This window comes from Spiroplasma endosymbiont of Aspidapion aeneum, assembly GCF_964031045.1.
Classification (GTDB): Bacteria; Bacillota_I; Bacilli_A; order Mycoplasmatales; family Mycoplasmataceae.
Map to the genome: position 1 here is coordinate 80,328 of NZ_OZ034994.1, position 19,943 is coordinate 100,270.

The 19,943-nt window shown below is 26.0% G+C and carries 11 protein-coding genes and 11 tRNA genes; 20 read left to right on the top strand and 2 right to left on the bottom strand.

Annotated elements, in window-relative coordinates; all coding sequences use genetic code 4:
• The first annotated feature begins 2 nt into the window (after window positions 1–2).
• The 19 genes from AAHM97_RS00375 to AAHM97_RS00465 all read left to right on the top strand — a co-directional run bounded on the left by AAHM97_RS00375 (window position 3) and on the right by AAHM97_RS00465 (window position 12,368).
• Window positions 3–935 (top strand): hypothetical protein, encoded by a 933-nt coding sequence (locus AAHM97_RS00375; RefSeq protein ID WP_342268981.1) that lies wholly within the window; start codon window positions 3–5, stop codon window positions 933–935.
• 25 nt (window positions 936–960) lie between these two features.
• Complete coding sequence (locus AAHM97_RS00380) at window positions 961–1,386, top strand: hypothetical protein (protein WP_342268982.1); 426 nt, start codon at window positions 961–963, stop codon at window positions 1,384–1,386.
• A gap of 242 nt (window positions 1,387–1,628) precedes the next feature.
• Window positions 1,629–2,678: an ABC transporter ATP-binding protein gene (locus AAHM97_RS00385; protein WP_342268983.1), complete on the top strand. Its 1,050-nt coding sequence runs from the start codon at window positions 1,629–1,631 to the stop codon at window positions 2,676–2,678.
• On the top strand, window positions 2,678–3,568 hold the full coding sequence (locus AAHM97_RS00390; protein ID WP_342268984.1) for an ABC transporter permease: 891 nt from the start codon (window positions 2,678–2,680) through the stop codon (window positions 3,566–3,568). Before AAHM97_RS00385 ends, AAHM97_RS00390 begins: the two co-directional genes overlap by 1 nt.
• Window positions 3,569–6,631, top strand: coding sequence for an ABC transporter permease subunit (locus tag AAHM97_RS00395; protein WP_342268985.1), 3,063 nt, complete (start codon window positions 3,569–3,571; stop codon window positions 6,629–6,631).
• Window positions 6,632–6,776: 145 nt separating this feature from the next.
• Window positions 6,777–6,851, top strand: a tRNA-Cys gene (locus AAHM97_RS00400).
• A 147-nt stretch (window positions 6,852–6,998) separates the two neighbouring features.
• A tRNA-Arg gene (locus AAHM97_RS00405) sits at window positions 6,999–7,075 on the top strand.
• 22 nt (window positions 7,076–7,097) lie between these two features.
• Window positions 7,098–7,174, top strand: a tRNA-Pro gene (locus AAHM97_RS00410).
• A gap of 11 nt (window positions 7,175–7,185) precedes the next feature.
• Window positions 7,186–7,261 (top strand) — tRNA-Ala (locus tag AAHM97_RS00415).
• Between the two features lie 5 nt (window positions 7,262–7,266).
• Window positions 7,267–7,343 (top strand) — tRNA-Met (locus AAHM97_RS00420).
• Window positions 7,344–7,358: 15 nt separating this feature from the next.
• Window positions 7,359–7,435, top strand: a tRNA-Ile gene (locus AAHM97_RS00425).
• A 50-nt stretch (window positions 7,436–7,485) separates the two neighbouring features.
• A tRNA-Ser gene (locus AAHM97_RS00430) sits at window positions 7,486–7,578 on the top strand.
• A 7-nt stretch (window positions 7,579–7,585) separates the two neighbouring features.
• A tRNA-Met gene (locus tag AAHM97_RS00435) sits at window positions 7,586–7,662 on the top strand.
• 1 nt (window position 7,663) lies between these two features.
• Window positions 7,664–7,740, top strand: a tRNA-Asp gene (locus AAHM97_RS00440).
• A gap of 4 nt (window positions 7,741–7,744) precedes the next feature.
• A tRNA-Phe gene (locus tag AAHM97_RS00445) sits at window positions 7,745–7,820 on the top strand.
• A gap of 76 nt (window positions 7,821–7,896) precedes the next feature.
• A tRNA-Ile gene (locus tag AAHM97_RS00450) sits at window positions 7,897–7,973 on the top strand.
• A 64-nt stretch (window positions 7,974–8,037) separates the two neighbouring features.
• Window positions 8,038–10,464 carry a leucine--tRNA ligase gene (gene leuS / locus AAHM97_RS00455; RefSeq protein WP_342268986.1) on the top strand — a complete coding sequence of 809 codons (2,427 nt, stop codon included), beginning with the start codon at window positions 8,038–8,040 and terminating at the stop codon, window positions 10,462–10,464.
• Between the two features lie 12 nt (window positions 10,465–10,476).
• Window positions 10,477–10,914, top strand: coding sequence for a pantetheine-phosphate adenylyltransferase (gene coaD, locus AAHM97_RS00460; RefSeq protein WP_342268987.1), 438 nt, complete (start codon window positions 10,477–10,479; stop codon window positions 10,912–10,914).
• A complete protein-coding gene (locus AAHM97_RS00465) occupies window positions 10,914–12,368 on the top strand; it encodes a hypothetical protein (RefSeq protein WP_342268988.1) in 1,455 nt (484 codons plus the stop codon). Before coaD ends, AAHM97_RS00465 begins: the two co-directional genes overlap by 1 nt.
• Window positions 12,369–13,134: 766 nt before the next feature.
• Here AAHM97_RS00465 and AAHM97_RS00470 read toward each other — a convergent pair.
• Together AAHM97_RS00470 and AAHM97_RS00475 are read right to left on the bottom strand one after the other, a co-directional pair.
• Window positions 13,135–13,614, bottom strand: coding sequence for a DDE-type integrase/transposase/recombinase (locus AAHM97_RS00470; protein WP_342268989.1), 480 nt, complete (start codon window positions 13,612–13,614; stop codon window positions 13,135–13,137).
• Window positions 13,615–14,087: 473 nt separating this feature from the next.
• Window positions 14,088–14,276 (bottom strand): hypothetical protein, encoded by a 189-nt coding sequence (locus AAHM97_RS00475; RefSeq protein WP_342268990.1) that lies wholly within the window; start codon window positions 14,274–14,276, stop codon window positions 14,088–14,090.
• An 864-nt stretch (window positions 14,277–15,140) separates the two neighbouring features.
• On the opposite strand from AAHM97_RS00475, the gene AAHM97_RS00480 reads away from it, so the two are divergent.
• On the top strand, window positions 15,141–18,098 hold the full coding sequence (locus AAHM97_RS00480; protein ID WP_342268991.1) for a DEAD/DEAH box helicase: 2,958 nt from the start codon (window positions 15,141–15,143) through the stop codon (window positions 18,096–18,098).
• The last annotated feature ends 1,845 nt before the right edge of the window (window positions 18,099–19,943 follow it).

A 19,943-nucleotide genomic window follows, 5' to 3' on the forward strand; every position in this document is an offset into this window, starting at 1 on the left:
CCATGTTTAAAGAAAAAAATAAATTTTATTACCAACCATTATGGTATTTAAAATTTTTTTTAACCATTATATTCTTTATTTCATTATGTCTTGGCTTTTACTTTTGCTGCTTTAAGGATGATTGATATCTTAATGAAATTTCATTTACTTTTTCAGCTAACGCTTCAACACCCGAAGTTATTAGATATCCATACACAGCATTCTGGAACGCTGAGGCCTTATTAAGTTTTTATTCAGTTCAAGTTGCTTTAATAACATTTGTATTCTTATTATCAGCAACTATTTTTCATAAATTTGAAGAAAAGGTATATATATTATCAACAAGGTTTAAGAACATATTAGTTTGTTGGAATATGATAATGATAATGATATTTTGATATGGAGCATTTAACTTGTGTACTATCAAGGGTGGGTTATCTGAATATTGTACATCTCAATTAGTATTATCATTGGTAACTCATTTTTTCTGTCCTGTTGTTTTTATTTTTTATGTTTATCTTAATGGTTGCAAAAGCAATATAAACATAAAGCAATGTGCTTATATTGATTTAACCCTAACACTCTTATATCCCATTGTTTACTTTTTTTATATTATTCTTAGAGCAAAATTGATTATGAAGAATGATACATTTGCTGCCTACAATAAAGTTTGAGTTCCTAGCTATTGATATGACTTTATGAATTTTGATAATCCCATGTTAAATGTTCCTAAACCATTATATTATATTTTATTTTTAATCTTCTTTATAATATTGTATTCTATTATTTGATTCGGATTAACATATATTTCCAACAAAATAAATAGCTATAAAGTAAGAAAAGGTTGAGTTGTTGGCGATGATCCTTATAGCTTATTTTCTATTGAGGCTCAAGAGGTTATTAGTAAACTAACAAATGAATTACAACAATTAAAAGAGCAATTTAAAAATATATAATTTATATATAGGGAGGTCAAAAAATATGGAGAATAATAAATTAAATATGGATGATATATTAAAAGAACTTGATGAATCAAAAAATGACATTATAGCTTTAGAAGATAAAATAAAAAAATATGAGAAGGACTTGTATGATTTTAAAAATTTTGACCTGGATAAAAAGGGTAAAAAACATGCAAAAAAAATTATAGGAAATGAGGCTAAATTTAGAGAAAAACAGAAAAAGATGATAGAAAAATATAATAAACAATTGATTCAAGTAACACAGAATAGTGCTAAAATGAGAAAAAAAATAATTGACAAAATTTATAATGATAAAGGTGATAATATTATGAAATTTGTGAAACTTCAAAATAAATTAAAAAGATTGTCATTAGATTATGATTATAAAGAAAATGAGTTAAAAAGGAATATTTCATCATTGATAGAGCTTAATGGCTCACTTTAATTTTCTACTATTTTATAGTTTTTCACAAAAAAATGTATTATTGACAATAAAAAAAACTATAATTAATATATGGTTATAATTGCAAAGATAAAAAATAAATATGTTATCAGTCTACATGAAGAAATAAAATACATTCTTAAGAAAAAAGAATTAATTTATTTTGATTGTCATTTTTATTTTAAAAAACTCATCTTTAATTAAAAAAAATTACCACATTATATTATTTGGAAAAGGAGATTAAAATGGAAAATATTCTAGAAATTAAAAACCTAACCAAAGATTTTGATGGGAAAGTTGTACTAAAGGGGGTTAGCTTTAATGTCCATAAAGGAGAGTTTCTTACTATTTTAGGTCCTTCGGGCTGCGGGAAATCAACAATTCTAAACATAATCAATGGTATGGAAAAACAAAACAGTGGTGAGTTATTATTTAACGGAATGAATCTAACACCTTTACCTAGTAATAAGAGAGAAGTTAATACAATATTTCAAAATTATGCACTATTTAAACATTATAATGTGTATGATAATATAGCGTATGGATTGCGAATAAAAAAAACTAAAGAATCAATGATTGAAAAGGAAGTTAAAAGTATTCTTGAAAAATTCTCGCTATCTGGATATGAAAATACAAGAATTAATGAATTATCAGGAGGTCAAAAGCAACGGGTAGCCATTGCGAGGGCTCTTATACTTAAACCAAAAATATTATTATTGGATGAACCAATGTCTGCATTAGATGTTAAGTTAAGAAAAAAAATGCAAGAAGACTTAAAAATATTGCAGGAAGAAGCAGGCATTTCTTTTATATTGGTAACGCACGACCAAGAAGAAGCACTAACACTTAGTGATAGAATAATTGTTTTTAACAACGGTGATATTCAACAAATAGGTACACCAGAAGAAATATATAACGAACCTGAAACAAGATGAGTGGCAAACTTTATAGGTTCATCAAATATTATTGGTGATTGTGTTTTTATTGATGATGGTTTACTACTGTTAGATAATAAAAAAATAAAATGTATAGATAAAGGTTTTGGAAAAAAAGAAAGCAATATTGATATATTAATTAGACCCGAAGACATTAAAATAACAAGTCCTGGAAAAGGAATATTTGATGGAGTTATAACCAATATTAAGTTTAAGGGTGTTCACTATGAGATCAATGTCGAATGTAAAAAGAGAGTTTATAAAATTCACACAACTAGTTACTTTGAAGAAAATACTCTTGTTGGTATAAATTGGGATATAGATGATATTCATGTTATGTGAAAGGAAATAGATGAGTAATGTATAAAAATACATCTGATACAAATATAAAAGATGAAAAAAAAACCAAAATAAGATTGAAGAAGGATAAATTTTATTCTATTTTATCAAAATCACAACTATATATTTTGCCATTTTTTATTGTTGCAATATTTTTGATTATTGTTCCATTATTTTTTGTTTTTATTTCATCATTTACTCAAAAGGATAAATCATCGTCAAATGCTTATTTTATTATAACTTTTGAAAAATATATTCAATTATTTCAATCAAAGTCTGTGTGAAGGGTTCTCGGTATTTCTTTAATGTATGGATTTTTTTCCTCTATTCTTTGTATTATAATTGGTTATCCAATAGCCTATATATTAGCTGGAATAAATAAAAAAATATATACAAAAAATTTGTGAATAATTATCACACTTCCAACATGAATATGTGTCATTTTAAAAACAATCGGTTTGCAATCTATGTTTAATCTATTGATGCCCTCTGCGCTAGGCACTTCTTTTGCAATTATTTTCGGGATGGTATATTTGTTTTTGCCGTTTACAATTATACCAATTACTAATAGTTTAATTAATCAAAATCCAATTTATTATAAGGCTGCATTGGATTTAAAAGCAAGTAAGGTTAGAGCTTTTATTGATATAAAGTTAAGATATTCCACATCTGGTATATTAACAGCTTTTAATATAGTTTTTATACAAGCTATTACAACACTTTTAATAGTTAAGTATTTAGGGGCAAATTCTATAACAATGATTTCATCATTAATTGAAACTTACTTTTTGAAAGGTGGAGATTTAGGCTATTCTGCAGTACTTTCTGTAGCACTTGTTGTTATAGTTTTACTTGTTTTATTTATTTCAAGAGTTATTGCAAATACTTTTAGTAGGGAAAGGACTAAATAAATGAGAAAATTAATTAAAATATCATATTTTGCAATAATATTATTTTTTATGTATTGCCCAATATTTATAATGATGATTTTTTCATTTAATAAAGGTACAACAATTACAGTATTTAGGGGATGAAGTTTTAAGTGATATGAGGTAATGACACAATATACCGCTTTTACATCATCTATAATAGTTTCTCTTTTTGTTGGTGCCTTTTCAACAATAATATCACTGCTTATAGGTATCCCAGCATGTTGTGGACTTCTTAATATGTCCAAAAGAAAACAAAAAAAATGAAATATTATAATAAACATGCCATTAATTAATGCAGACATTATTACAGCTGTTAGTCTCCTTGTTTGTTTTACAATGATGGGTCTTAATTTAGGTATTTTAACTCTGATAGCGGCCCATGTATCATTTAATGTTCCGTTTGTTATAATTACAATCCTTCCATTTATGAGTAAGATAAATAAAGAATATTACAACGCTAGTGCTGACCTTGGTGCGGGACCAATTAAAACATTTTTCAAAATAATTATTCCAAATCTCTACCCATCTATCATTGGTGCAGCAGTTTTGTCATTTTCAATGAGTTTTGATGATTTCATAATTTCATATTTTACATCAGGTTCTGTAACTAATGTGTCTACATTTATTTATTCTGCACAAAGAATACAGCCATATATAAATGCCTTCGGTACACTACTTGTTTGCGTAATTGCTGTAAGTGTTATTATTTATAATATTTATATTTTAATCAATAAGAAAATTAAATTGGATAACGAAAATATAATTGTAGGAACTTTTGCCACTAATAGGGAAAAGAAAATATACAAAAAATTAGCAGATCTTTACAACACATTAAACAACAAGATTATTACAAGGAATAGCATCAACCCAATTAGATATATAAAATATAAATATTACTACTATTTATATAAATTTTATTCATCTAAAAATGTTGAAATTAAAATTTTTAGATTAATAGCTAAGCGAGAAAAAATACTTGAAGACATTAAATGAGAAAAAAGAACATATTTCCGTTATGAAAGGTATACAAAAGTATTAACTAATCTTTTAGAAAACAATGTTAGTGAAAATGATAAAACTAAATATAAGAAACATAATTCCCTAATTAATAAAGCTAAGGCCCGAATTAATAAATTGGAATCTGACATAGAATGGATAGAAAAAAGAAATGATTCAGTTAATGAAAGAATTGCCGAATTAAACGATGAAATTAATAATATAAAAGAAGACCTACAAGATAATAGAATAAAAAAAACTAAGGCAAATAGATTAATTAAACAATACACAAAGGAATTGGTATATCTTCAAGAAGGACCAAATATTTATAAATTAAAAATGAATATAGACAGACAAAAAGAGATAGTGGAAAAAGACCGTCTAAACGTTGAGAGAGCATATTGAAAATTAAGGAACTCAAGAAATGAGTTAGTTATTAAGGCTAATATTTCTAAAAGAATTGATAATAAATTGTTAAAAATTGAACTCACTAAGCGATCAGAATTATATGAAATTTTGTTATTAAAGAAAACAAAATTTATCGAAGATTTTAAAGAGCGTGTTAGATATAAAATTTTAATATTAGAGAAAAAAATAGATCTATTTAATGATAAAATTGCATCAAAAAGAAATAAACTTCTAGGCATTAAATACAATGAGTTGGGACAAATAAATGAGGATTTTGTTTATCAAAAAGGTAAAGGGTTAAAATACAAAAACACTTTGACAGGGTTATTTTTAACATTGATACTTGTTTGTTCTACCTGCTTATTTACATATTTATATATTAGACAAGGAAGTTATGATCTTATAATGGCAAACTGAGGAAGTTATATAAACCAACAAGTGATAAAAAATTTTGAAAAAAAATATGATGTTAAAATAGGTTATCAAGAATATGACTCTAATGAAACATTATATGGAAAACAACAATATTATAATTATGACATAATGGTTCCAAGTGATTATATGGTGCAAAAATTAGCAATTGAAAATAGAATAAAAAAAATAGATTGATCTCGTTTAACAAATGCAAAATATTCATCAAAACTAAAACCCCTAAATACCGGAGAAGACCCATCAAAATTTTTTGATCCCAAAATTGGTCAAGATGTCTTTGATGATACAATTTATAATTTAAATATAAAAAGCGTGTTTAATGGTGTGAATAATAATAAGGAAGATATAAGTGATTATTGTTTACCATACTTATGAGGAAATGTTGAGATATTATTTAATATTGCAAATAAAAATGTTAGAGAATTTATTTCTTCAGAGAATATTAAATTTAATGCTAAAAAATCTAACATGATTGATTCAGATACTCTAGGATGAGAATCACTATGAGATGCTGCAGATAAAGGTTTAAGGGTTAATCTGAATTTTGATTCAAAAAATTTATTTATGTATTCATTAGAGAAAAATTATGGTGTATCTAGTCCAAAAATTGATAATAATGAAAAAAATAATATAACAATCGATGATATGATACATAACACTTATAATGATTTGTCCCATCTAATTATTGATCATAAATCAAATGTTAAATTACTTGATGATCAATTAATTGACAATGCTGTCGGTAATCAATTTGACATTGCGGTTATGTATAATGGTGATATTTCATATGCATATTCTGATGGAGAACATAAATTTGCCTTTGGAATACCTGGTAAAAAAGCACTAATTTTTAAAGATAAATTACAAAATACCAATGTGTGAACAGACAATATAGTAATTGGTAAAAATAATAAAAACATTGACCTAACTTATAAATTATTAAATTTTATGTATCAACAAGACTCACAAAAACTTAATACAGATGAACTTTCTATAACTTCGCCTCTAAAAAATTTCAATGATAATTATTCAAAAAATATGAGTGTTCAGCAACAAAATGTCTATAGATTTTATGATCTGCTTCAAAAAAATGGTGACTCTAATAATGACCCAAATAAACATATTCCTCAATCATTTCAATATAATAAAGATACAGACCAAAAGCTTGAGGAGTCATATACTAAATTAATTTCACAATTTCAATAATTATTTAAATATTTATAAGTATTTTAATGCCACAACAATTGCTGTGGCTTTTATATTATTATTTTTAGAAATAAATAATTATATTTGTATTTTTTATCCTTTTTTAGTAAAATGTTATAAATATTTAGTATAATAATAAGACATTGGTACCATAGCCAAGAGGCTAAGGCGTGGGACTGCAACTCCCTGATCGTCGGTTCGACTCCGACTGGTACCTCCAATATCAAATTAAAAGCAGGGAAAATCCCTGTTTTTTAAATAATAACATTTGATAAATGTTAGTAAAAATATAAAAAAAACCATTTTTTTTATATTCAAAAAATATTTTTGGTATAATTAATAGTGAACCTTTAGTTTAACAACAAATGCGCCCTTAGATCAATTGGATAGATCGTTTGACTACGGATCAAAAGGTTAGGGGTTCGAGTCCCTTAGGGCGCGCCATATATATGCAAATTATAAATTTCGGGAAGTGGCTCAGCTTGGTAGAGCATTCGGTTTGGGACCGAAGGGTCGCAGGTTCGAATCCTGTCTTCCCGACCATTATTTTTATTGGGCCCTTAGCTCAGCTGGGAGAGCACCTGCCTTGCACGCAGGGGGTCGACGGTTCGATCCCGTTAGGGTCCACCATTTATGGCGGAATAGCTCAGTTGGTTAGAGCGCTCGGCTCATACCCGGGAGGTCAAGAGTTCAAGTCTCTTTTCCGCTACCATTACATTTTTATTTTGGACCTTTAGCTCAGTTGGTTAGAGCATCCGGCTCATAACCGGACGGTCATTGGTTCGAGTCCAATAAGGTCCACCATAGTTGACCCTATTATTCTATGGAGCCAAAATTAAAACATAATAATATTTGGAAGATTACCCAAGTCTGGCTGAAGGGGTCGGTCTTGAAAACCGAGAGTCGGGGAAACCCGAGCGGGGGTTCGAATCCCTCATCTTCCGCCATTATTATCGCGGGGTAGAGCAGTTCGGTAGCTCGTCGGGCTCATAACCCGAAGGTCATAGGTTCAAATCCTATCCCCGCAACCACGGCCCCATAGCGAAGTTGGTTATCGCGCCTCCCTGTCACGGAGGAGATCACGGGTTCGAGTCCCGTTGGGGTCGCCATTCTGGTTCTGTAGCTCAGTTGGTAGAGCAGTTGATTGAAGCTCAACGTGTCGGCGGTTCAATTCCGTTCAGAACCACCATCGTTATGGTTTGTATAGAAAACAATGGTGCAAATCCATTGCAAACCACAGTATGTTTGGAAACAAATATAATAGTCGGAGCATAGCTCAGCTGGTTAGAGCGCACCCCTGATAAGGGTGAGGTCGGTGGTTCAAATCCACTTGTTCCGACCATTTTAGAACTAACCCCATTTATTTATGGGGTCTTTTAATTTATAATAAAAGTAGAAGGAATAACATGGAATTTTCACATAAAAAAATTGAGAAAAAATGACAAAAATTTTGAGAAGAAAAAAAAATATTTAAGACAAAAAATGATTCACAAAAAAAACAATATATTCTTGATATGTTTCCTTATCCTAGTGGTTCTGGATTACATGTTGGACATCCAAAGGGTTACACTGCCAGTGATGTACTTTCAAGATTTAGGAGAATGCAAGGGTATGATGTCTTGCACCCAATTGGATGGGATGCCTTTGGACTACCAGCGGAACAATATGCGCTAAAAACAAATAATGACCCCACAGAGTTTACAAATAAAAATATTGATGTATTTAAAAAACAAATTAAATCATTGGGATTTTCATATGATTGGGATAAAGAATTAAGTACTGCGCATCCAAATTTTTACAAAATAACCCAATGAATATTTCAACAAATTTACAAAAAAGGACTCGCATCAATTGAGATGGTAAATGTTAATTGATGTCCTAACTTGGGAACGGTTTTATCAAATGAAGAAGTGGAAGTAAACAGTGACGGACTAATGGTTTCGAGAGATTTTGGTGGTCACCCTGTGGAAAAGAAACCGTTAAGACAATGAGTATTAAAAATTACAAATTATGCTGATAAATTACTTTCTGGAATAGAATCTTTAGATTGAAAGAATTCCTTAAAAGATTTACAAAAAAATTGAATTGGTAAAAGTAATGGTATGGTTATTAAATTTAAAGTTGACAAATTAGAAGCCTTTATTGATGTATATACAACTAGACCTGATACAATTTTTGGTGCAACTTATTTAGTTTTAGCGCCAGAACATATTGCTGTTAATATGGTTACAGTAAAAGAAAAACGCAATGAAGTTGATAAGTATGTGGAAATTTCAAAGAAGAAAACAGACATAGACCGCCAAGATGACTCAAAAGAGAAAACTGGGGTTTGAACCGGAGCGTATGCAATTAACCCCTTAAATAATGAGAAGATCAAAATATTTGTGGCCGATTATGTTCTTGCCGATTATGCTTTAGGTGCAATTATGGCTGTTCCAGCTCACGACCCAAGGGACTGGGAATTTGCCACAAAGTATGGCCTTGAAAAAAAATTTGTTTTAGATACTAAAAATAAATCTAAACCATTTGTAGGTGATTCAAGATATATTAATTCTAATTTTTTAAACAATCTTAATAAGGAAGGTGCAATTAAGAAGATTTCAGAACATCTTGTAAATAATAAAATAGGATATGCCAAAATTAATTATAAAATAAGAGATTGAGTTTTTTCTAGACAAAGATATTATGGTGAACCATTTCCGTTATATTTTTCGGAAGATGGAAAAGATGTATTTTTGTTGGATGAAAATGAACTCCCTCTATTGTTACCAAAATTAAAAAATATTAAGCCATCAGGCAACGGCGAATCACCACTAGCAAACTCTAGTAAGTGAGTGAATTTTGAAAAAAATGGTAAAAAATATAAACGAGACACAAATACAATGCCACAATGGGCTGGTTCTTGTTGGTATTATTTAGCCTATATTTTAGCAGAGTCACCAAATAATTTTGTAGATATAAAATCAAAAAAAGCTAAAGAACTTTTTAAAAAATGACTACCTGTTGATGTCTATATAGGTGGTCAAGAACATGCTGTTGGTCATTTAATTTATTCTAGATTTTGACATAAGGTATTATATGATATAGGAATTGTCCCAAATGAAGAACCGTATATTAAATTAATTAATCAGGGTATGATTCAAGACGAAAAAGGTCAAAAAATGTCAAAATCAAAGGGCAATGTTATAAACCCCGATGATATTATTCAAAGCCACGGAGCTGACAGTTTAAGATTATATATTATGTTTATGGTGCCAATTGAGTCATCAGCTCAATGAAATTATAAAACTTTAGATAGTAGTAGAAATTGATTGGATAGAGTTTATAGAATGTTTAGAACAATTGGGGTAACAGAAGATAATGATGGAATATATGATTTTGCTTATAACCAAACTGTGAAGAATGTAACCAACATGCTTGAATCATGTCATTTTAATACTCCAATATCTCAATTAATGCAATTTGTAAATGAAATATATAAAATTAAAAAACCATTGTTTAAACAGTATGCATTAAATTTTATTAAGATGCTTTCTATTTATGCACCCCATTTAGGTGAAGAACTTTGAGAGATGTATAGTAATAATAATGAAAGTGTTTATATTCAAGAATGGCCCGCTTATGATGAAAAAAAACTTATTGTAAATACAACAACAGTAGCAATTCAAATTAATGGAAAACTAAGGGCAACAATAGAAACTGATAAGGGAATTAACGATAAATTATTAACTGAACTATCTACCAATTTATTAAAACAAAAAAATTATTTACACTATGATAAAATAAAAAAGGTTATAATAATAAAGGATAAAATTATTAATTTTGTAGTCTAGAGGTAGTGTAAAGTGAAAAAAAATGCTATATTTCCAGGAAGTTTCGATCCATTTCACTCTGGGCATAGGGAGGTTTTAAGACAATCTCACAAATTATTTGACAAGATATATTTAATAATTACCTTTAATCCCAATAAGAAATTTTCCGAGAGTTATCTTCAAAGATTTGAACATATTAAACACGCAACAAAGGAGTTTAAAAATGTTGAATTAGTAATCAATGAAAACAAATTAACCGCTAACGTTGCTAAGGAATTAGGGTGTAATTTTTTAATAAGAGGGCTGAGAGATTCTAAGGACCTTGATTATGAAATTAAGATGGCAGATGCTAATACATATATTAATGACAAATTAATAACAATTTTTTTTATAACTAATAAAGAAAATAGAAAAATATCATCATCACTAATAAAAGAAATATCTAATATTAAAAAGAAAATAGAGAAATAATGAGAATACGAAGAAACACTGAGTTTTCAATAAAGTTAGCAATTATTATTGTCTTAATTGGTTTTTTAATTTACGACCTCTTTTTACAGTTGGGGCCACATTATCAATATTTAAGAGGTTTACCATACGACCAAAGAATGGATATTTATTTTGCATATTTTACAACACAATCTAATTATATTACTGTCTTTTACCTAATGTTTTCGCTAATTTATAGTAGAATAAATAGAAAAAGAACCCCATTTACTCTCGATCTAGCTGTAACAACATATATATGTATTACTATGGTTGTTTTTTGAACAACCCTACTTCCATCATCCAAGGTAAGTGGAGGGTTATTCCAAGGTTGGACTATAAGTACATGAATTGTAACAATGGTACTCCACTTGTTCATCCCACTGGTTATGATTGTGACCTTTGTATCATCTGCGGGAGACAACTATCATTCTATAACAAAACATAATAAATTTAGCTTGTTTGCCATAGCTACATATCCAGCCTTATATCTTGTTTTTCAACTCGTTCGTGGAGCAATTAGGATAAAAATTTATGGTCCCGCATATATAGAACAAAATTTTTGATACGTAAAAGATCCTCATTCTAATAAGTTGATACCTCAATCAAATTGATATCACCTAAATAGTAAGGGAGAAATAGAATCAATAGGGGGTGCCACAATGGCACAACTATACTCATATACTATATATGCAAGTTATTTTTTTCTAAATATTTATAAGTTTGATTATTTTATAAAAGTAAAAGAGTTTGATGATAAGTATCATGAGTACATATGAAAAGGCAAATATTATAACGGAACAAATACTCCTACTCATGAACCGTATAAATTTGAGTTTAATAAATTTAGTGATTCTTCAATTATTATCTATTTTATTTTTTCTTGTTTGTTCATATCTTTTTGTGTATTTGCAATTCAGTATTTATTAATATTTAATAATAACATGAAATATTTTAAATTTTTTTCACCAAGTGGGCGTGAGTATTCTAAAAAAGAAATAGCCATTATTAAATGAAAAAGACAAGAGTCAATTGTTTATTCAAGAATATATTTTGTTTGAATTGCCAAAAGTTTTAAATATTTTAAAACAAATGTATTGTTAAAGAGAAGGTATAAAAAACTGGACCGGCAACAACTAAAAAATTTAATTTCTGATAGAATAAAAGCTCTTAAAAAACTTATAAAATTTCGTAAGATAGAATACAAAAAATTAAAAACAGTTATTAAAGAAGAAAAGAAATTTATAAAACAAACACTTCCAGAGGTTAAGTATCTTGATAGACAAGAATTTAAAGACAATGTATACGAATCATGAAGATTTCAAAAAATGAGACTTTTTTCTATTATTATCACAATAACCAATGAAGATATTATCACATATGAAAAAATATCTGAAATTGAGAATAAATATAAATTAAAATATTCTAAGAAATTATAGTTAATTAAATATATTTTTTTTAGTTTGTTAATGATATAGCATATGGAAAACGGAGCACACTCTATTTGTGTTAATGAAGCTCTTCACCCATTAATATTATATTGTACCTTATATACCTGTTGTAATACATCAATATATTATTAAATCATAATCCCATAATTCTTACATCATTATATCGTAAATTTAAACCTTAATATCAATGGTATATTCTTAATGAGAATTATATTTATTATTATGCGTTGTGCCTTTCTTTATTAATGTATAAAAATTCTAAATAATATCATTACCGTAATAATTGTATTTTATTCCTTATGATATAGAAATGTTTGCTTTTAAACATTATTTTTGATACTAAAAGCTGTATATTGAATTTAATGTTCTGAGTAAATTATAATTTTACTTAAATAATTTTAATGCTGTCATTTAAATTATCAAAAACCAATTTCTTATTATTTTAGAACTTATTTTGTGATTAGTAATTTCTTTAGTAGATTTATCAAACATTTTGATAAGTGTTTTAATTTATGGTTATAAATAATATAAAAAGTATTTCTATAGATACAGTTAGTAGTTTAATGATATCATGTAGTTTTTGTTTATGAGAACTGGATGAACAAACATCAATCTTTATTATTGGATTTATATGGTCTCTTAAAGATTTTTTTTTTTTTTTAAAAAAAAAAAAAAATAATTGTGAATATACTTGAATAAATATACTTTGTCAAGTATACAAAATGTTTTTTTATAAATAAAATGTCATTTCTTCTTAGAAATGACATTTTATTTTGGAAAGGTAAATATCTGCTGGGGCATGTCCATTACTTTTGATAGTTATTCTTTCAAAGTTATAATAATGTATATATTCATCAACAATCCTACAAACATCTGAAAATGTTTTTTGATATAAAACATGTTTATACTCAGTTTTTGATTGAGAAAAAAATGTTTCTGCTGCAGCAGTGTCAATAGAGTTGCCTGGTCTTGATAATGAAATAAATAAGTTTTTTCTTTTAGAAAATCGTCTAATTCAAATTGAAGTATATTGATAACCATTATCACTATGAATTATTTCTGGTTTACTTTTATCGTGATATTGTTGAGCCGCCTTTCATGTATTTATATAAAGTTTGCTATCATTTCTTTCAGATACTTTGTATCCAACAATAAATCCAGCTTTTACATCCTTTGAAATACTCAAGTATGCAAATTTATTACTATATTTTATATGGTGACATCAGTTACTCACAATCCATTTTTTTTGATAAAGATATCGTGTCTATTAACAATATTAGCATAACCACTATCACATTTTTTAATCTCAATTGGTTTTTTAAATCTTTTTTTGACTCTTATCTTTGATTTAGTCCTAAAATTCTCATATATCATGCTATTTTAGACTGACTAATTTGCATTGTTCTATTTAAAATGAATTTTATTCGTAGAGAATCATACAAAACATTGTGATAATTAAAAATAATTTGTATTTTTTTAGCCAAGCTTAAATAAATATCTATTTGATACTTTCTTTTTTCATTTTTGATCCAGCAATAATAAGAAGCTCTTCTTATTTTTACAATTTTGCACAATTCATAAATTTTATGTATATTTTTATAGTTTTCAATAAATGCATATATATTGAAAACTATTTTTTTTGGTGTAAGTTTCTCATTATCTCATCAAACTTTTTTAATATCTCAAGCTCAACTCTTTCTTTTTAAGTTATTTATTTAATCTAGCAATTTCAATGTCTTTTGGAACTTTAATAGTTGTTGATTTTATCCCTGTGTTTTTAAATTTACCAGTATTATTTTCTAATGCTTTTTCTAAATAAATTTCATAATCCAAACACCATCTTCTCACAGCGTGATATGAGACATCATTTTTCTCAGCTAAAACTCTAAATGTCAAACCTTAATCAAAGTGCCGCTTGACAATTATTAATTTTTGTTCCTTTTTTAGAATATTTGACTTGTTTCCTTTTAAATTTGCCATAATAAAAATGTCCTACATATACAATAATTTTATCTCAAAACTAAACCGATTTTTAGAAATTGCTTTTTTTTATTATTGTATACATATGAAACTATATTCATTAATTGTTATTCTATATTTTTTCATAATTCTTCGATAACTATATTGTATTCTATATTCAAGAAAAACAAGATTTATTTGTTTTACTGTTTTGTGACTTAATATTATTTTCAAAAAATATTTAGATATCAATAAAATGTTGTTAAAAAATACATGCTTTTAACCAAATATTTTATGTTTATATCTTTTTAATTTTATTTAATGTAGCAAATTTTTTATTCCCTTGTTCATTACAAAATAATTTAACCTCATTAAAATTTCACACCTTTTCTATAACCACTATTACTACAAGAGTATCATTTAAGGTAAAATCGCTTATTAAAATTTTGAACCCAATTTTAATGGTTGTTTGTAATATACTATGCTCTTCAAATATTTCTTGATAAATTAATCAATCCCCTTTTAGCCTTAATACTTTATCAAAATCTTCTTTTCGTATATTTGTTTAATTTATTAACTTAATTTCAATTTTCTTCTACTGATATATATTATATTTGAAATATAATATATATCACAAGGGACATTAAGTCCATTACCACAAATAAAGTTCATTCTACTCGCTTTTGCTTAGCCATTAATAATAAATTTTTGAAATATTTAATATATTTTTACATAAATTTTTAAAAAACTCAATTTTGCAATTTTGCTGAAAAAAAAATCCTTATATGATAAAATAGTTTTATGTTACAAAACCTAAAATCTGATATGACAGAATATATTAGATCATGTAAATCTATTAAGATAGTGTGTCCTTTTATTTCGAGAGAAGCTATTAATTTTTTAATTTTAAATTTAAATAATAATAATTCTGATAGCATAGATATAGATATTATAACAACTGATTATGACCAGAAAGCAACTAACTTATCATTTGATGGTCTTGAAGATTTACTTTTTTGAGCAAATTCATCAAACAAACAATTAAGAAAAGTCAGTATTTATTTAGAACAAATTCAAAACGGAGAGTTAAATAAAAGATTACACTCTAAAATATATTGGTTCATAGGAAATTCTAAAGATAATTCAGTAATTTTTGTTGGCTCTAATAATTTTACGGAAAGTGGAATTAACACGGGTAATGAAAGATACGCTAAGTTTATAGAGAGTCAGGACCAAAAGTTCTATAAGGAAAATGAAAAGTATATAAATAGTTTAATTATAACCACAAAATTTAAACTAATAACAAGAAATAATAAATGGTTACCAAAATATGTTAATGATATAGATTTATATAAAGAAAATTATAAAACATCTAAAGAAGAATGTGATACACCCATAAAAAATAACAAGGAAAATTTTCATAATAATATTGATGAAATAAATGAAGACCTTCAGGTACGACCATATCAACAAGAAGCGATAGACAAAATAACAAAAAATTTTGACGATGGAAAAAAAGACTGTTTATTAGTGATGGCAACGGGAACAGGTAAAACATTCGTCGCTTCTCAGGTATTTTTAAATATTTTAAAAAAAACTAATAAACAAATTTCTTTCTTGTTTGTAACTCATAGAAATGTAATCCTTGAACAAGCGCTAAAATACTTTAAAATGATATTTGATTTAAATAAACAAAATTTTGACCCCGTAATTATTAATGGTCACGTTAATCAAGAAGATATAAAAAATAAAAAAAATGACAGTGTATTTATATGTAAATCAAGTTTACAGTTAGACAAGTGAAGCAATATTTTAAATAGAGAATATGATTTTGTAATATTTGATGAAGCACATCATATTAAGGCAGATATATATAAAAAAATATATTATAAAGTAATTGAAAAATCTAAAAAAATTTTATGTATGACCGCAACACCTTTTGGGATAGAAAATATATTTGGAGAACCTGTGTATACTTATACATTAAATGACGCAATTTCTCAAAATTATTTATCTAATTTTAAATACCAATTTGTGTCATCCGATTCTGTAGTAGATGATTCCTCCCTAGTTGTGGACGAAAATAGTGCTTTAAAATTTATAGATAACCACAAGAGATTTTTAGAATTAAAAAGTATAATTAGCACAATAAAAGTTGAAGACTTATCTATGGTGAGAGCTATTGTTTTTTGTTCTAGTGTAGAGGAATGCAATAAATTTGTAAAATTATTTGAATCAGATACTAAAAATAAAATAAATATAAAATGTTCTACAATATCTTCATACAACAAAAAAAATGTTAATGATAAATTAATAACCGATTTTAGAAATGGGAAAATTAATATTTTATTTACTGTAGATATTTTGAACGAAGGGGTTGATATACCTGAGATTGATTATATTTTTTTATTAAGACCAACAGAATCCATAACTATATATCTCCAACAAATCGGTAGAGGTCTTAGAAAATATAAAAATAAAGTTTTAAAAATATTTGATTTTGTATATAATTTTAATCATAAATTCGATAGTGTTTTAAGTCCTTATAATAGAATAGCATGTTTAGCATTTGATTCTGAAAGATATAAAGAATTTATAGATCAACCATTTTCATTAAGTACTTTTATGAAAATTTTAAACAAAAGTAATTTGATTAAAAATATAGATACAACATTGTTAGAAAATTCTACATTTGTAGATAAGATTGAAGCAATGTATAGAAAAAGTTATGATATTAAAAATTCCATAATTAATTTTCTTATTAAGAATCAAAAATTAGAAACTTATGATTTATTATTAAATAAACTTTTATGTACATTTAATATGGATGTTAAGGAATTTTTCTTAATTTGCAAATTAAGAAAAATATCATCTACATTGTCTATCCCTGAATATATTTGTTTAGAAAATAAAATGAAACTAGACAAACTTCTCAATTCGTTGTATAATATTGCAGTTATTAATAATAGACATATTTTACAAAAATTAAGAGAATTGTTTAACTATTTCATATTTAATGATAATATAGATAATCTTTTTAATAATAATAAGAAGAATATAATTTATTTATTTTCCTCACTCTTTATAGAAAATACTCAAAAAATTGAAGATATTAGAGATTTCGTTAGAGATTTTGTTAGAGAAAATAGTTCGCTTATTATTCATTTGTTGCAAATTATTGAATATAAGTTGTCATACGAGAAGTTGGTTAGTGGCAAATATGATAAGGAGTTAGTCCACAACATCAATTTTAATATTTATTGGGATAATATAAAAAATATAAAATGATTAAACGATCTGAAGGATACAACAATGACGTGAAATTGTTTTTTTGCATATTTAGGACTACGATATAAAGGAGATTGAGGTTGGAATAAAAATCTTTTTCAACAAAGTTTGTGTAAGAACACTGAAATATCAAACTTTGTCGTAATTAAGACACATTCAATTTTAGATAAGTACATGCCCAATAAAAATATTTTTCAATGAGTAACACCCAGAAGTTTTAATAAGGATACTTTTACTGATCAAGAAACTTTTAAAATATTGCCTAGAGTTATAATAGATTCATACGATAAGTACACAGACAGATTAAAGACAATTAATGATTATAATATAGAAACATTTAATATACATCGTTTCATCGGTATTAGTGCACAAGATTTTAATTCCATTGAAATATTGAACACTAAGACAATACCTATTGAGAACAAAAATAGTAAATTTGAAAACTTATTGGAACTAAAATTGGTACATTAATATTTTATCGCTTGGTTCCAAAAATTTAAATTACATATTTTAATTTATTAATTTTCATAATTAATAAAATTAGCGTATATACGCTTAAGTATTTAAACTACCATTTTTGTAAAAGGAATACAATGGAAAGTGCAAGCAGAACTAAGTGTCCTGACCACACCTAGTTTTTTCTTTTTACCAATTGTATATAATTACTTCCTACATGAATTTCAATGTTTTATGTTAAAAAATTATGTTTGACCATTTTTAGGACATTAAATACGCGTATATGTTTCTCACTTTACAAATTTAAAAATATTTTTATTTGGAAAAAACATGACAACAATTTAATTATTAATTATTTATCACTATTATTTGTAAATTTTGATATATTTTTAAAAAATTAACCACACTATTACTATTTTTGCCTTATCATATTTATAAGAAAAATTTTTTGTTCTCGCATATAAGCTATTTGTCAACTTAATTTTCTGTATTAGTTTTTATCTCCCCGATAATTTGATATTTATTCAATAAACACAAATTATACTTTGCATTTTATAATTTATTTTTACTAAATTATTATTAAAAAATTCGTTGCGCATTTTTGATATAAAATTTTTATTTCTTGTTATTACTATAGTTTTAAAAGTATTTGGATTTTTTTTATTTTTTAACCATTTCAACATAAGCGTCCTTCGTTTAAAATCCTTAACTTGATTGTAAATATCAATATAATTTATACAAAAATCCTTATATTTTCTAATAAATTCATTAATATAGCCTTGGTTGCAAATATTTTTACTAATAAACGATACCGCTGTTTGAAAAGGAAGATTATTCTTAAATATTTACGCAAGTACAAAAGGAGATAATTTTCTTTAAACCGATAATTGGTTGTTCTACTAATTTTAAAATATTTAATTAAATAACTTGCACCTAAATTAAAATTTGTTACATATAAAAATATTTTTGAACTTGAGTAATGTTTATATATATTTCTAATAATAAGTTATCTAATCGTCCCTTATACCCTTTTTAGTTTTTCATTTTTCATTTTTAAATCTTTTATTTGTTTATTATGAAATTTTAATCACCCTTAACAACACATTTTTTTATTATCTGCTGTATTTTTTTTCTTATTACATTTTTACTCATTTTAAGAATGATAAAATTCATCCTTCCTTAATCTAATATATACAAACTGAAATTTAGAATATATATTTAGTTCGTGTGTGATTTTTTTTACCCACAAAATTTTTAAGTCTTTTTACCACATTTTTTATATTTTATCATAATGTTGATTTTTAATTTTTCCTTTCTTATAAAAAGCTGGATGTTTTATCCTTGGTACAATTAATTCTTTTATGTATTATTACTAAGCAATATAACTTAAAAACAAGATTATAAATTAAACAACTTAGTTCTTTCGAGTATGATAAGTTTATTTAAAATCATTTAAATTTTTTTATAAATGTAAGTATGTGTAATAATGCAATCGATAATAGATCGAGACTATATTAGGACAAGATAGTTAAAAAATTTATCTTACAAATGAGTTTATGTGTTAGAGTATAGATAATAACCATCTTGGAACCCCTTGTGATTATTAATTTATTTCATCCAAATCTTAATAGTTATTAAATATAATAACACATGAATCACAATAATTATTTATAAATAACTTACGATTAAATAGGTTGTATAAATTTATCTTTCTAATAGAAAAAAATTAAAAACATCATCTAAAATACAAGTAAAACAATAATATAAAGAGTAATCTTTTATTGACAAATTTATTTAAAAATAATAAACTATACCCCTATAAATATCTATATAATCTGGGTAACATACCCCCCTTGTGCC